General features: G+C 32.4%; 17 protein-coding genes. 14 read left to right on the top strand and 3 right to left on the bottom strand.

Annotation, left to right across the window (positions count from 1 at the left end; translation table 11 throughout):
- Window positions 1-68: 68 nt before the first annotated feature.
- Together TY11_RS15625 and TY11_RS15620 are read left to right on the top strand one after the other, a co-directional pair.
- Complete coding sequence (locus TY11_RS15625) at window positions 69-311, top strand: hypothetical protein (RefSeq protein ID WP_042148283.1); 243 nt, start codon at window positions 69-71, stop codon at window positions 309-311.
- Between the two features lie 294 nt (window positions 312-605).
- Window positions 606-1,190: a hypothetical protein gene (locus TY11_RS15620; protein WP_042148281.1), complete on the top strand. Its 585-nt coding sequence runs from the start codon at window positions 606-608 to the stop codon at window positions 1,188-1,190.
- A 46-nt stretch (window positions 1,191-1,236) separates the two neighbouring features.
- Here TY11_RS15620 and TY11_RS15615 read toward each other — a convergent pair whose 3' ends face one another.
- On the bottom strand, window positions 1,237-1,659 hold the full coding sequence (locus tag TY11_RS15615; RefSeq protein ID WP_042148280.1) for a hypothetical protein: 423 nt from the start codon (window positions 1,657-1,659) through the stop codon (window positions 1,237-1,239).
- A 198-nt stretch (window positions 1,660-1,857) separates the two neighbouring features.
- On the opposite strand from TY11_RS15615, the gene TY11_RS15610 reads away from it, so the two are divergent.
- From TY11_RS15610 to TY11_RS15565, 10 genes are all read left to right on the top strand, one after another.
- Window positions 1,858-2,673 carry a lipid II flippase Amj family protein gene (locus TY11_RS15610; RefSeq protein ID WP_042148278.1) on the top strand — a complete coding sequence of 272 codons (816 nt, stop codon included), beginning with the start codon at window positions 1,858-1,860 and terminating at the stop codon, window positions 2,671-2,673.
- A gap of 80 nt (window positions 2,674-2,753) precedes the next feature.
- Window positions 2,754-3,644: a GNAT family N-acetyltransferase gene (locus TY11_RS15605; protein ID WP_042148277.1), complete on the top strand. Its 891-nt coding sequence runs from the start codon at window positions 2,754-2,756 to the stop codon at window positions 3,642-3,644.
- Window positions 3,645-3,762: 118 nt separating this feature from the next.
- Window positions 3,763-4,200 carry an SRPBCC domain-containing protein gene (locus TY11_RS15600; RefSeq protein ID WP_042148275.1) on the top strand — a complete coding sequence of 146 codons (438 nt, stop codon included), beginning with the start codon at window positions 3,763-3,765 and terminating at the stop codon, window positions 4,198-4,200.
- Between the two features lie 427 nt (window positions 4,201-4,627).
- Window positions 4,628-5,176, top strand: coding sequence for a GNAT family N-acetyltransferase (locus TY11_RS15595; protein ID WP_042148495.1), 549 nt, complete (start codon window positions 4,628-4,630; stop codon window positions 5,174-5,176).
- A 126-nt stretch (window positions 5,177-5,302) separates the two neighbouring features.
- Window positions 5,303-5,839: an ATP-binding protein gene (locus TY11_RS15590; RefSeq protein ID WP_042148272.1), complete on the top strand. Its 537-nt coding sequence runs from the start codon at window positions 5,303-5,305 to the stop codon at window positions 5,837-5,839.
- A 135-nt stretch (window positions 5,840-5,974) separates the two neighbouring features.
- Window positions 5,975-6,406 carry a GNAT family N-acetyltransferase gene (locus tag TY11_RS15585; RefSeq protein WP_042148271.1) on the top strand — a complete coding sequence of 144 codons (432 nt, stop codon included), beginning with the start codon at window positions 5,975-5,977 and terminating at the stop codon, window positions 6,404-6,406.
- A 192-nt stretch (window positions 6,407-6,598) separates the two neighbouring features.
- The gene (locus TY11_RS15580; protein WP_042148268.1) at window positions 6,599-6,976 is read left to right on the top strand and encodes a VOC family protein; all 378 of its coding nucleotides are present in this window, start codon (window positions 6,599-6,601) and stop codon (window positions 6,974-6,976) included.
- Between the two features lie 609 nt (window positions 6,977-7,585).
- The gene (locus tag TY11_RS15575) at window positions 7,586-7,876 is read left to right on the top strand and encodes a TIGR04104 family putative zinc finger protein (protein WP_042148265.1); all 291 of its coding nucleotides are present in this window, start codon (window positions 7,586-7,588) and stop codon (window positions 7,874-7,876) included.
- A 276-nt stretch (window positions 7,877-8,152) separates the two neighbouring features.
- Entirely contained in the window at window positions 8,153-8,632 is a 480-nt protein-coding gene (locus TY11_RS15570; RefSeq protein ID WP_042148262.1) for a GyrI-like domain-containing protein, read from the top strand.
- Between the two features lie 237 nt (window positions 8,633-8,869).
- Window positions 8,870-9,745: a hypothetical protein gene (locus tag TY11_RS15565; RefSeq protein WP_042148258.1), complete on the top strand. Its 876-nt coding sequence runs from the start codon at window positions 8,870-8,872 to the stop codon at window positions 9,743-9,745.
- 294 nt (window positions 9,746-10,039) lie between these two features.
- Here the strand turns inward: TY11_RS15565 and TY11_RS15560 are convergent, their stop codons facing one another.
- A complete protein-coding gene (locus TY11_RS15560) occupies window positions 10,040-11,131 on the bottom strand; it encodes an NAD(P)H-dependent flavin oxidoreductase (RefSeq protein WP_042148254.1) in 1,092 nt (363 codons plus the stop codon).
- Window positions 11,132-11,175: 44 nt separating this feature from the next.
- Window positions 11,176-12,342, bottom strand: coding sequence for a YbfB/YjiJ family MFS transporter (locus tag TY11_RS15555; protein ID WP_042148251.1), 1,167 nt, complete (start codon window positions 12,340-12,342; stop codon window positions 11,176-11,178).
- 126 nt (window positions 12,343-12,468) lie between these two features.
- On the opposite strand from TY11_RS15555, the gene TY11_RS15550 reads away from it, so the two are divergent.
- A complete protein-coding gene (locus TY11_RS15550) occupies window positions 12,469-13,329 on the top strand; it encodes a LysR family transcriptional regulator (protein WP_042148247.1) in 861 nt (286 codons plus the stop codon).
- Window positions 13,330-13,553: 224 nt separating this feature from the next.
- The gene (locus TY11_RS15545; RefSeq protein ID WP_042148245.1) at window positions 13,554-13,976 is read left to right on the top strand and encodes a hypothetical protein; all 423 of its coding nucleotides are present in this window, start codon (window positions 13,554-13,556) and stop codon (window positions 13,974-13,976) included.
- Window positions 13,977-14,149: the final 173 nt, after the last annotated feature.

Here is a 14,149-nt window from a genome sequence, read left to right as displayed (position 1 = left end):
CGTTAATGTTAAAGTATGAGATATTACGCTAATGGAGCAGGAAAATTAATTAGGTCAGGGGTGGGAGAATGATTTATCATGCGACACCACAAAGAACGCTATTATTATTTTTGCTCATCGGAGGATTATTTGCTAGTAGAGGTAATCCCCAATTGTATTACTTTCTAATACCTTATTCTATCTTTCTTATTATGACAGTATCGATGAATCTTAAGTTAAAAGTTGGAGCTGGCTCATTGACATTTATAATACGTGTTCTGATCCTAACAATATACAAAAAGAGGTTCTCTCTAATCAAAATGATGGTATAAGGTTTAAGCGTGTTGGTAGGGGAAAGAAATGTGTAATTGTAAGAAATAAGCAAGGGTTTAGCTTTAGAATTACAAACTTCTATCCAGAAGAAATATATACCGATTTTATTTAACTTTGCGAACGAATACAAGATACCAACTTCCAAAACAAAGGACTATATAATTTTAGAGAAGTAATAAAACTATTGGGTCAATAGTATGAGGCTAAGAGATAGTTTAGCTAAAGGAACAGGAATTATATAATAAGGAAATTCAGTTTAGAATTTGTAATTGTTACAAAAGGAGTACGTGTATATGGATAATTCATTAATTATGAGAATAGATACGCCATATGTTCTAAACTATTTAATTTACTTGCAAAATATTTATCTCAATCAAAAACAAAGAGAAGAACAATTAAAATTCCCTTATTTTTCGGAAATGATTATGTTTAACGCTAACTTTGAAATGCAATTTAAAGAACTGTGGGATGACGTTTTAAACAGAATATCAAGGGACGAAGGTAATAGTATAGATATCAAGATATTTCATGAGGAGAGTTATTTATTTTACAAAAAACTCCTCATCCATAATTCAGATAGTTTAAAGATTTATAATGAAATTTACAAAGGATTCCGAGTGTGGTGGAGTAGTCTTGCAGGGAGTTTTTCTGTAGAAAGATCAATTGATGATCCAAGTAATCATTTATATGATGAATTAACTAATTACTTAAGGAAAAATGAAATAGAACCTAAAAAACAGTTAAATATTAGTTTGATTTATGATGAATGTCTATTAGCAAACACAGGTGGTTATTCATATTCTGCTGTTCATTCCATTAAGGACTTTATTGTTAATAAAGAAGAGTTGTTACTCAAATTACAAAACTGTATTTGTTGAACTTAAAGGTGTAAGAGTTCAACAAAAAAAGACCACAAAAGGTCTTTCAAATGGGAAAATCTAATGTTTTTAATAACTTATCAATTTTTATTTGGAATGTAAAAAAGTAAGAATTGTTTTCATCGTCAAATATAAGTAAGAACGGTTTTCCTGTTTCAGGAATAATAAAGATAACCTCATCAATTAAAGCATTAATCCATTTGTTTTCTAACTGATAAGATGGCTCTAAGGGGATTTTAATCATATAACCTTTTTCTGGAATTGGCTTGAATGCTTTAACGATACCATCGATTTCTTGAATGATTTTTTCCGTTTCTAATTGTATGTTTGGATTTGTTGGTGTTTTTTTAATTACCTTATTTTCTTCAATATCCATTATCTCGATATTATTATTACCCTGAGCAATGACCACGGATAAATTAAAAAGGAAGAAAACAAGAACAATGGAAAGTAACGATTTCTGAAGCACATGAATCACCTCAGGTTTAGAGTAACCTAAGATGGAATATTAATACCTCACCATAATGAGAGAACGGGTGTCTTAACGAGAGATGGAGTTATTGATTTTGGCTTCTATTGTGCCAGAAGAACTCGTTAATGTGAAAATAAGGATATATGGTATTATTACAAGGGGTTATTAAATTCAGATGAAAAAGCAGGTAATTACATGGAGTTTATTACTGAAAAACTATTATTTATAGCATTGTTTATTTTTATCATTCATTCAATAGAAACGTTAGCTTACGCTGTGAGGTTGTCTGGTGCAAGAGTTAAAATGATTGTATCAGCACTATCTCTTTTTAACATAATGGTTATCGTTTCTAGACTAGCGAATATGATGCAACAACCTTTCACTGGTAGTCTAATTGATACTGCTCCAAAGGAAAATGCTCTAGAGTTTGTCGAAGCTCAATTTCGAATTCTCATTGGTGCATCCACAGTTGGAACAATATTTGGAATTATTCTTCTCCCTACTTTTATAGCTTTATTTTCAAGAGCTATCATACATTTGTCAGAGGAGAAAGGGTCTGTTCCCTCCTTAATGAAAAGGATATTTTCCTTACATTACATAAAGCGCGGCATAACACATTTTAGTTTGCCTAAGTTTTCATACTTACAGAATACAAGTGTTAAGGATATTCCAATCAAATTATTCTGTGTAAATATGGTAATAACTGCAATCTATACCATCGGAGTATTATCTGCACTATATGCAGCTTTATTAGCTCCAGAAAGAGCCTCTACTGCTATTATGGCATCAGGTTTAATAAATGGGATAGCAACCATACTATTAGTTATTTTTATTGATCCGAAAATATCTGTAATAGCAGACGATGTTGTAAATCAAAGAGGAAGTTATAATAAACTGAAAAGTATGTCGTTAATGATGGTAACGTCAAGGCTATTAGGTACAATACTTGCCCAATTTTTATTCATATGGGGAGCAAAATATATAGCTTGGTTTACTAAATATATTATGTAAATTGTATCAACTAAACCAGTTAATAGAAAAAGCTGTTTTTGAGTAGCTATCCAAAATTTAAAATTGTAAGTAGGGATATCATGTATAGTAAACTGGACAACGAATTCAGCCTAATGCAAGCTAATCCGAAAGACTTTGCAATTCATTATACTACTTATAGAGAGAATGTATTTTTTAGACAAAGTTGGGAAAGACGTGTAGCTATTTTTAGTGATGATATTCCTTCCTATTGGATATTATTGAGTGGAAAGCGTATAGGTGGGGTATGCTTAGAATCAAATTTGTTATGGTCTTTTTTCTTAGAACCTCCATTTACAGATATGTATCGTGTAGTAGGAAGTTTAAAAAAATATATGATAGAATTATCCGATCCAACAAAGCCAATTGAAGTAATGGGAGTATTATCCTATCAGTCTGAACATTTTTTACGATGGGGATTTCAACCGATTGAGACTAGGCGCATTATGATTAGGCCAACCGAGAATTTCGAAATGATTAATTGGGAAAATGATTTTATTATAGAAACGCCAACAGTTGATAACTTAGAAGAAATAACACAGCTTTTCTACAAAGGTTATTTAGGGGCTGACAGTATTGGCTATCCAGCGGATAATACAATCGAACAACAAAGATCTGACTTAGAGTATTACTTCAAGTATAACACCGAAGAATTGTTACAAAGATCCTCTTGTCTTGTCCTAGATAAACATAATAATCAATTGGTTGGAGCATGTTTAATATCTATGTGGGAAGACCTACCGTTGATATCAAACATTGTGGTTGATAAAGGATATAGGGGAAGAGGAATAGCTTCAAATCTTTTAAAATATTCTTTAACTACTCTGACAGAAAAATATGAAGTTGTTCGTCTCTTTGTAACCGTAGGAAATTCGGCTGAGTCCCTGTATTATAATTTTGGCTTTTTACCAGGGATGGAACAAATTACATTCATTTTACCTAGTAGAGAATAATTTGTTTATTTGTATTGGGTGCGTTACTTAGAGTAGGAAAGATGGACCTGTTTTACTATTGTGACAGGTCGGTTTTAGGTAATTACAATGATACATCATTATTTTGGAGGGAAATCTAATGACCGAAAAACTGATTGTAAAAGATGAAGTGCTTATTGAGGCATCTCCTTCAACCGTATGGGAGGTTCTTACTAATCCGAAATATGTCGCTCAGTGGGATGAACTTCCAGAGAATTATCCTAGTGATCCTATGGGGAAGGGAAGTAAAGTGGTTTGGGAACATCCGAACGGTGGACAGACTGTTACAACCATTATAAAGGCAGAAGAAATGAAGGAATTGAAAATTGCCTTATACTCATCGAATTGGGAAGAAAAAGTTACTGAAGGCGACATTGCATATCTGTATCAATTAGAAGACTCAAATGGAAATACATTATTAAAGATTCAAATTGGTGATTTTTCAGTTTTGAATAGTGGTCAAGACTATTATGATGCATCAGTAGAATTTGCATCTGAATCGAAGAAAGTAATAAAAGAGTTAGCTGAAAAGCTATAGGTATACTACTTCTTATCTAACTAGTTCCAGGTTTTATAAATGCGATTATCAAAAAAGTAAGTAGTTCAGGTTTCATGGGGGAACATTGCAAGTGACAAATGAATTAGCCCATCTAATAGCATAGTAATTAGCACCCTTAATAGCTTCGTGACAATAGATATTGTCACCATGCCATTAGGGGTGTTATTTTAGTTGCCATATAAAAAATGAAGGATTGATACCACTTTATGTTAGAATATTATTTAATATTTTGAATATCAAGTCCCTTAACTAAAGGAACAGTTTAGTTCAATAAGGATTGTGAGAATTATGGTGAAAGATTAAAAGCTTAGATTGCATTTTATTAAGGGCGGAGTGTATACGGTTATAGAAATTTATAGTGATATCACCAATGCACAAATGGGAGTATGGGGTGTTTTGTTTGAGGATGTTTAACTACAATACAGAGACAGAAAGATTAATAATCAGACCATATAATAATGAAGATTATTTAAATTGGTTAACTCAATATAATAAAAGAATGCCTTCACAGCACAAATATGACGACGGTAAAGTAGATATGAGCATTTGTACTGAAAAATGGTTTGAAGAATTGATAAAAAACCATCAACAGATGGCTTCAGATGACAAGGTTTATGTATTTGGAATTTTTCGAAAAGAAGATAATGCTCACTTGGGTGCAATAGATTTCTCTACGATTATGAGGGATGAATTTCAATGGGCTAGATTTGGTTATACGATTCATAACCACTCTTGGAGAAAAGGTTATGGAAAGGAAGCTGTTAAAGCAGCAATAGTTCTTGCTTTTGAAAAACTAAATTATCATCGAATAGAAGCACACATTAATATCGATAATACTCCTTCGATAAAATTAGCAGAAAGTGTTGGAATGCAGTTTGAATGTATAAGAAAAGGATTTATTTATGAATTTGACGAATGGACTGATAATCTAATTTATTATATAAATTCAAAGTAATTCTTATTGGATAAACTGGGTGCGTTAGTTAAATATGATTAACTGCTTCTTTTACTAATGGGGCAGAAGAGTGGAAGAAGCATAGTGAATTTTATGTTACGAAAAAGTATCTAAGGAGGAGAAAAAATGAAAAAACGAATTCATATAATGGGAGCTTCGGGATCTGGAACTTCAACACTTGGCTCTTCATTATCAAAGGTTTTGCCGCATACATACCTTGATACCGATGATTATTTTTGGACAACTAAATTCACTAAACAAAGGGAAGTACCTGAAAGAAGACGTATGCTTGAAAAAGATTTATCACTTTATGAAGACTATATTCTTTCTGGTGCAGTGTGTGGTTGGGGTGATAACTTTAAATGTCATTTTGACCTTGTTATCTTCTTATGGATTCCACAAGATATAAGGCTTGAAAGGTTACAACAGAGGGAAATTCAGCGTTATGGAAATGAAATAGTAGCTGGTGGTAGCAAATATGAACAATCGAAAACATTTTTAGAGTGGGCATCTTTATATGATAGTGCAGGATTCGAAGTTAGAAGTAAATCTTTACACGAAAATTGGATGGCAGACTTATCTTGTCCAATATTAAAAATTGAAGGTGATTATTCAGTCAATGAAAGAGTTGATATTGTCTTAGATTATCTAAATACTAATTGAACAAAAGGGAGCGTTACCTGAATAAGAATGATGCACCCGTTATTTAACTATCGGGGCAGTTTAGTGAAACAAGAAGGAGTTAGATAATTTTTACCAGAATTATAATATTAAAAGATATAATAGGAGAAGTGTAAAATGACACTTTATATTAGTAAAGAATTAAATAATAAGGATAAACAACATATTGATAATGAACTTTACAGATTTAACTTGGAGCACTTTCCAAAAGATTTGGGAGGTAGATATGAAGAAATCTGTCTATTTCTTAAGGATGATAACGGTACTGTTCGTGGTGGAATCCTTAGTGAGGTGTGTTGGAATTGGTTGGAGATTCATACTTTTATGATAGATGAGGATATAAGAAAATCCGGGTATGGAACTAAATTATTATCAGAGCTTGAGAAAATAGCTTTGGAAAAAGAATGTGATTTTATAAAAGTAGATACTTTGAGTTTCCAAGCATTGGATTTCTATAAAAAGAATGGTTATCAGGTATTCGGAAGTTTAGATGATGTAGGTAGAGATTTTAAACATTATTACTTAAAAAAAGATTTAAAGTATAAATAATGTCCTATTAGTTAGTTATTGTGCTAAAGGGTGCAATAGCTAAATACAACAGGGATCGTCATTAATGATAATTCCTGTTTATTTTCTGCTTCGTTAATGGGCAGGTTAATTGAAGAAGGATTTTAACCTCCCAACATAGAATATAAATGATAGAAAGTAATAACAGTATTCTTATAAGGGAGTGAAAGGAATATGTTTAGTAAAGTCGGTCAAATAATGTTGTATGTAAATGATCAAGATGAGGCAGTGAAATTCTGGAAAGAAAAATTAGGCTTTACTGTAATAGCTGAAGAGAACAACAATGAGGGATTGAGATGGATTGAAATTGCTCCTAAAAAAGGTGTAGAAACAAGCCTCATTCTGCACAACAAGGATTTCATCTCTAAAATGTCTCCTGGATTAAATCTCGATACTCCTTCTTTAATGTTTTTCACGGATGACTTCGATCAATTATACAGTAACTTAGTAAATAAAGAAATTACGGTCGGAGAGATTGTAAATATGCCATCTGGTAGAGTATTTAACTTTGCAGATAATGAAGAAAACTATTTTGCAGTAATGGAAAAATAGTAATTTACTAAAAAAAGAGTTGAGAGATACAGATAAGGCTACCAAATCCAGGTGGCTTTTTTTGTTATGTGAAGGAAAGATTGTAAAGAAATGTACTTAGATTAACGGGTGGAATTGTTCTATAAGGAATCATCAAATGTGATGGTCTTTAATTTCCTGGCATTATTTGAATATTGTGTTAATATTTAACTATAGGGATGTTGTGATAACGGGGCAGTTTAGATGAAGAATAGAAACTACTTTGATTTTATAGGGGGGGATACTATCGAGTAAGACAATTGATTTAAAACCATATGAAATTTTTTTGTACTTTGCTATATGTGGAATCATCCTCGGATTAGTCCCTACATTTAGTAACTTGCTAAATAAACTTTATTTACAAATTGTATTTACGTTATTAATCGTTTTTGTTGTGTCTTTAGTTATCCAAAAGATATCTAAGGCTTTTATGAACTTCTGTCTGTGTTTTAATTTAAGGCTATTATATTTGTATATTAGCTATATTGTTTTGTATTTTTCAGCATTTATGTTCTTCAATTAAAAGGTGCTTTAATGACGTAAGCATATAACCTAAGATAGAGAGCGAAAACTATTATTAGGGGGGCTATTTTGCAAAAATGTGAAAACTGCAATGCACAATTTAGTTGGAATAAAATTTACAAATCTTTCTGGTGGAATTATAAACCAATTAAATGTGACGACTGTGGAGCTAAACATAAGATAACAATTCCTGGTAGATTCGTATTTGTTTCATTAACCATTTTACCAATGTTAATATTCGGTAATTTCCTTTCACAGTTTAGCAACATTCTTGTAACTCTTGGAATAGCACTCTTAATATTTTTTGTTGGTTCATTATTGACACCATTTTTTGTTACGTACAAAGATTCCTGTGAATAACTTTATTTAATAAAGTAACAATGTGCATTACTTTATTAAGCACCCTTGCCACCAATTACAGAAATGTTATCGGGTTTTATTTTAGGTGCGTTAAGTGATTTGTATATTCTAATTAACAAAGGAAACTCATAATCTTTCCTTCAACAAACGGGTGCAATAATTCAAGAAGGATTAACGCTATTTTTATAGAATTAATTATATTAAAGGTTAGGTTAGTGAAAGAGGAAGGTTTCTAAGTGTCGTTGTAGAAATAGTTATGTAGAAGGAGGAAGTACAATGTCAGAAACAAAAGAATTGAATAATACTATAAAAGAACTTGATGAACTAAAGTTAGTGGGTTTTCGAGTTTTGTGTCCAGGTGACCAATATGTAGTTGAAATTCCTAAAGCATCATCTCATTTAAGTGAGCGTATTAGTGAAATTAAACACGTTGTCAATCCATTGCAACAATATGGTGCGTTTGTTGTTGAAAATGAAACTGTCGATAAAGATGGTTATTGGGTTTGTGTTGAAGTAAAGGAGTTTGAGGATATTCCACCTGATATGGTAACACTAACAGTCCCATCTCAAATGTATGCTGTAACAAGACATAAAGGGGAAAATAAGAAAATAATGAACTCTTATGACGAATTACATAAATGGATTCATGCTAACAACTATACAAGGTTAAAAGAAAAGTGGCATTTAGAAAAGTTTTATAGTTGGAATGATGTTGAAAATGTAGATGTGGAGTTGTTTGATACCATAAGTAAATAACCCTACTCCACTAACCGGTCCAATAGTTAAAGAAGGTGATCATTGAAAATGATTGCCTTTTTATTTTGGAAAAATTATTTATTATTTGTAAATTATGTTAATATCAAAGATAAGATCTTGAGCTAATGTAGCAGTTTAATATAAATAAGCAGGTATGTTTTGGAGAAGTACAACTAGTTTACTTAGGTAGACTGATTCAAACAATCAGCAGTAAAATTCAAGTTGGAGGAATACATAGTGATAATTAAACCGACAAAAGAAGTCCTACTATCATGGATGGAAAGTTATGTGCCTGATAGAGATTTATTTTTTCTTTCTAAAGAACATCTTAATCATGAAATTGACTTTACAGATGTGTTATTAATGCCAATAGATGAGTTTTATAAACACAGTACGTATCGACAATTAAATTATGTAAATGGTTATGAGTACTGGAATATAAAGAACGCTCAATACGTAATAATTGCTGAAAAAGAATGGATTGAAGGCATATCTGAAGAGAAAAAACGATTAATTTTAAATTCACAAGTGGAAAGTGAAAGAGGGCTAGTACTATCGATTACATATATACAGGAGATAGATAAAATACCTTCAAGTTATTTGGTGAATGAGCACGTTGTCATTCAGCGTTCCATGTGGGAAAAGCTTGAGGAGTCATTTAAAGAGCAGTTACTTACAACTATGGTTAATGAATGGTGGAATGAGGGGGAATGTGAGGAATTACCAAAGTCCTTACCTAGTTTTCTAAAACCATTTGCCAATACTTTTAGTCATCTTCAAGGTGCAAATTGTTTAGCAGCAGTTTTATTTGCTATTTCAAAAGGGAAACAAGAGTGGTTTATTTATGAATGGATACATCAAAAAACATTTCTTGAAAAATTGAAACAGTACCATTATGAGGAGTTTCTAGATGAAGGACTACACCAAGGGAACATTGTTATTTGGAAAGATGAAAATGCTATTATTCAACATGCAGCTTATTATATTGGGGAAGGATTATATTTCAATAAACATGGGCAAACGATATTTAACCCTTGGAAGATACTTACGAAAGAGAAACTGTATAAAGAGTGGGAACAACTAACACTTGTAAAGTATCGACAATGTAAATAAATATTTTAGAAAAGAGTGAGAATTTTTTTCTTATCTTGCTAATGGGTGCAAGTGTTAAATAAGGATCATCAAATTGATGGTCTTTATTTTTGGGATAAACATCCAGAATATTATGTATAGTAAAACTCCTGTGCTAACGGGGCAGGTTAGTTGAATAACACAATATGCGTTACTGTGCTACCCTGTCTACTTTTAGTAAAACCTTATAAAAAAGGTCAACTAGAAATATTTGGTTGACCTTACAAAAACCTATAGAAATTTAGATTGAAATGAGTTCTACATAAGAGCAATGAGTTAGTACAACCTTTGTATATCTAAATTTATTTTATTTGCTTCTACAATAATATTTTTAATTAATGATTCAACTGTTTGACTTTTAGCTAACCTTGGGCTTTGACCAGACCAAAGTGACACAAAATCTAGATTATTTTGATCACTAGAAGTCTTCCTAATATCTTGGGTTAGTATATTATGAACAGGGAAATCTGGTATAAATCTTTCGTGCCTCTGCATTTCTAAAATAAATTTATTTTTTATTCCTCTTGCCCATTTACCAGAAAATGAACGAGTTAATATAGTATTGTCTTCGGTAGAATTAAGTATAGCCTCTTTATGTACCTTATGTGCTCCACTTTCAATACAAGTCAAGAAAGCCGTACCCATTTGTACACCCTTCGCCCCTAAACAAAAAGAAGCCATTAACCCTCTTCCGTCCATAATTCCTCCAGCAGAAATAACAGGAATATTTACATTGTCAACAACCTGTGGGATAAGTGACATTAAACCCACTAAACTCTCCTGATACCCATCGATAAAGTTCCCACGATGTCCACCAGCTTCACTACCTTGAACAACAACAATATCCATCCCTGCTTTTTCATTTTCAATTGCTTCTCTAACAGTAGTAGCCGTTCCCACTAAAGTTATGTTATTTTTTTTAAATTCAGCAATTACTTTCTTAGAAGGAATGCCAAATGTAAAGGAACAAATAGGAACCTTCTCTTCAATTACAACCATTATTTGGTCAATAAATGTTTCAAAAACAGTATTAAAATTAGGAATTTCAAACCTATCTTTTCCAGGTAAATTCAGTTGCTCCCGAATAGGGTTTAATATCTCGTTAACTGATTTTACTTCTTCCTCTATAACATCATATTCATCGGGAACAAATAGATTTATACCAAAAGGGTTTGATGTTAACTGTTTTATTTCTTTAATTTGTTCTCGCATTTGGGTAGGTGTCATATAACCTGCACCAATCATTCCTAGACCTCCAGAATTTGAAACCTCGGCTACTAATATAGAAGTTGTTACTCCGCCAGCCATAGGAGCTTGTATAATCGGATACTGAATTTGTAAAATTTCTGTCATTTCATTCTTTAGCATAAATCTCACCTCGTGATTTTAAATACATTCTTTTATTGTATTGATTAGTGATATTCTCTCTTAAATTGAATTCCAAATAAAATTATCCCTGCTCCAATTAAAATGACACTAGCTGCTCCTATCAATGCTGAATTAAAATTATGAGTGAAAGATGTTAAGGCTTCAGCAAGTATTGGACCTATTAACTGTCCAATAGCATAAATAGCTGTAAGTGTGCCAATAGTACGACTACTATTAGATGGATTCATTTGTTGTCCCAATGTCATAGCAATTGTAGTGATACCCATAAACGTAGCTCCAAACAATATTGCACTAATAATAAAACTAGATTGTGAGCCCCATAAAGCTGGCATTGCTATACCAAAGGCTTGCAAAGTCATTGCAAACACTAATGAATTAACATAACCCCATTTTTTAGAAAGAAAAGTCCAGATGAGACAGGATGGAATTGCAGCCAATCCAACCATCATCCAAACTAAGGTAGCACCATTCTGAAAGGATGAGGTGTTTTCAGCGATAGATACGATAAACGTTCCTGTAACTATATAACCTAATCCTTCTAAACCATAGGCAATGTTCAACAATAAGAGTCCTTTATTGGAGGGATCTTGTGTAAAAGTTTTTTGTTTAGTTTTCAACTCATCAGGGTTGGTTTTTTCATCTAGCCAGATCCATACGAAGAAAGTAAGGATTCCACTGACAACAGCTAGTCCTATCCAAGTTCCTTTCCACTGAAATAAATGGTTTAAACTCGGAATAAGTAGACTGGATAAAAAGATTCCAAGACCTACCCCTCCATAGAATAAGCCAGACCAATTGGTTTTGCTTATAGTAGCAAGCTTATCTAACACAATACCGGAGGCTATGACCAATACATAAGCACTAGAAATTCCTGATAGAAAGCGAAGTACATTCCAAAGTAAAATAGAGTATGCGAGACCCATGAGTGCAGTGGATAAAATTGTGATGATTAGACTTATTCTTAACAAAATGGTTCTATACTTCTTAAAAGGAAAGGAACCTGCCAAAATTGCCCCAAGCAAATATCCTGCGTAATTACTTGATGCTATATAGCCAGCTATTGTATTTGAAAAAGAAAGTTCTTTTTGCATAAGTGGAAGAATGGGAGTATATGCAAATCTTCCAATCCCCATAGCAATGACTAAAGACAACATTCCCCCTATTAAAAAATGATAAGTTTGCTTCTTCAAATGAAAACCTCCAAAAAGTTAATCTATTTAAAGCATATATGTTTTTTGGTATATTGAATAATACATAATAATAATAGTTGCTATCAGTTAATTAGATGGCTAAATGAAAGGCGGGGGAGGAATACAATGGATTTGCATACATTGAAAATTTTTCAGACTGTTGCTAAAATGGGAAGTATTTCTCAAGCAGCAAGAGAACTTCAATATGCACAGTCAAATATCACAATGAAAATACAGCAGTTGGAATCGGATCTTCAAACAACTCTTTTCTATAGACATAATCGCGGAACTGCATTAACAGCCAAAGGAAGCTTGTTGCTAAAGTATGCAGAAAAAATATTCGTTCTTATTGAAGAAACTCAAAATATGATGACTGATGATCAAACACCTAAAGGTCCGTTAATTATTGGTTCAATGGAAACAACAGCAGCAGTTCGATTACCAAGCGTACTTTCAAAGTATCATAAAGACTTTCCTGAAGTTGATCTAACATTAAAAACAGGTTCTACGGAAGAAAATATTCAAGGGGTTCTTCAGTATGAACTTGATGGAGCATTTGTAGCCGGACCTATTAAGCACCCTGAACTGGTTCAAAAGGAAGTATTTGAAGAGGAATTGGTACTAATAACTGATACAAAACATCCACCTATTTCTTCTATTAAAGATATTCAAACAAGGACAATGCTTGTATTCCGTACTGGATGTTCTTATCGGGAAAAGCTTGAACAATGGTTACAGCAAGAGAGGATAATTCCAAATAAAATAATGGAATTTGGCACCCTAGATGCAATCATTGGTTGTGTATGTTCTGGACTTGGTCTAAGTATGCTACCACTGAGTGTGGTTGCAAAGCATATACAAGAAGGAACCCTTAGACAGCATTCAATTCCGAATGAATATGGACTAGTTAAAACAATATTCATTTATAGAAAAGAAAGGTATGTACCTACGTCTTTAATTAAATTTATAAATACGTTAGGTGATTAAAGTTAGCTTTGATTTTTAATGGGTTAAAATTGTCTTAAATCAAAAGTTTGTGAAGGTGCGTTTCTTCAAGAAGGAGATCGCACCCTTTGGGTTGAAGTATAAAGGCGGGAGTGTTGAAGAGGGCTTTAATGATTATATGTAGAATTACTGTACTTAAAAGTGAGTCAGTTTAGAAGACTTTATAATAAGGTGATAATTATTATAAGGTAGGTGTTTATAATAAATTGTCTAAAATGGGAAAAATACTGGCTTTTATTGGTGCTGGGGTGACTGCATTTGGCATTATACTGATGATAAATGATGACGGTGGAACTATTACTTCTCTCGCTATTCCTTTCATATTTATAGGTTTATTAGTAATAATGGCATCCATCTTATTTATAAGAAACTTGAATAAAAAAGTGTTTCTTATAAATAACTTTATCTTTTTGTTTATGTTAATAGCGTTGAACGCAATAGCTTTATTTGGGGCTTTATTTAGCAAACGCAGCAGGTTCCGAAACGTATTTTGCATCTGGGCTTTCATATGTCATCTGGGGTATCTTATATTTCCTTCAATTTGTACGACCCAAGAAGATTTGGCGAATTTCTTGGTTTCTTATTATGGTAATATTATTATTCATTTGGCAAACAGGTCTTGGTTATAAGATTGGTCTAATGATATTAATGATATTTTAACTTACGGGTGCAATAGTGAAAGATGAACAATCAGTTATTGTGCTAATGGGGCAGCATTCCTGTAATGAAAGAAAATGAGGTTTGTGTATAAAAATAACCTCCTGATAGAATAAGAGTGTCCAACGCTTGCAGGCATAATAGG

This window comes from Paucisalibacillus algeriensis (genome assembly GCF_000577245.1).
Lineage (GTDB): Bacteria > Bacillota > Bacilli > Bacillales > Amphibacillaceae > Ornithinibacillus.
Note: the sequence above shows the minus strand (reverse complement) of the source record. Positions and strands in the feature narration are given on the sequence as shown.

Coding starts and splice junctions, on each gene's coding strand:
- TY11_RS15625 (WP_042148283.1), top strand. CDS start 69: ATGATTTATCATGCGACACCACAAAGAACGCTATTATTATTTTTGCTC.
- TY11_RS15620 (WP_042148281.1), top strand. CDS start 606: ATGGATAATTCATTAATTATGAGAATAGATACGCCATATGTTCTAAAC.
- TY11_RS15610 (WP_042148278.1), top strand. CDS start 1,858: ATGGAGTTTATTACTGAAAAACTATTATTTATAGCATTGTTTATTTTT.
- TY11_RS15605 (WP_042148277.1), top strand. CDS start 2,754: ATGTATAGTAAACTGGACAACGAATTCAGCCTAATGCAAGCTAATCCG.
- TY11_RS15600 (WP_042148275.1), top strand. CDS start 3,763: ATGACCGAAAAACTGATTGTAAAAGATGAAGTGCTTATTGAGGCATCT.
- TY11_RS15595 (WP_042148495.1), top strand. CDS start 4,628: ATGTTTAACTACAATACAGAGACAGAAAGATTAATAATCAGACCATAT.
- TY11_RS15590 (WP_042148272.1), top strand. CDS start 5,303: ATGAAAAAACGAATTCATATAATGGGAGCTTCGGGATCTGGAACTTCA.
- TY11_RS15585 (WP_042148271.1), top strand. CDS start 5,975: ATGACACTTTATATTAGTAAAGAATTAAATAATAAGGATAAACAACAT.
- TY11_RS15580 (WP_042148268.1), top strand. CDS start 6,599: ATGTTTAGTAAAGTCGGTCAAATAATGTTGTATGTAAATGATCAAGAT.
- TY11_RS15570 (WP_042148262.1), top strand. CDS start 8,153: ATGTCAGAAACAAAAGAATTGAATAATACTATAAAAGAACTTGATGAA.
- TY11_RS15560 (WP_042148254.1), bottom strand. CDS start 11,131: ATGCTAAAGAATGAAATGACAGAAATTTTACAAATTCAGTATCCGATT.
- TY11_RS15550 (WP_042148247.1), top strand. CDS start 12,469: ATGGATTTGCATACATTGAAAATTTTTCAGACTGTTGCTAAAATGGGA.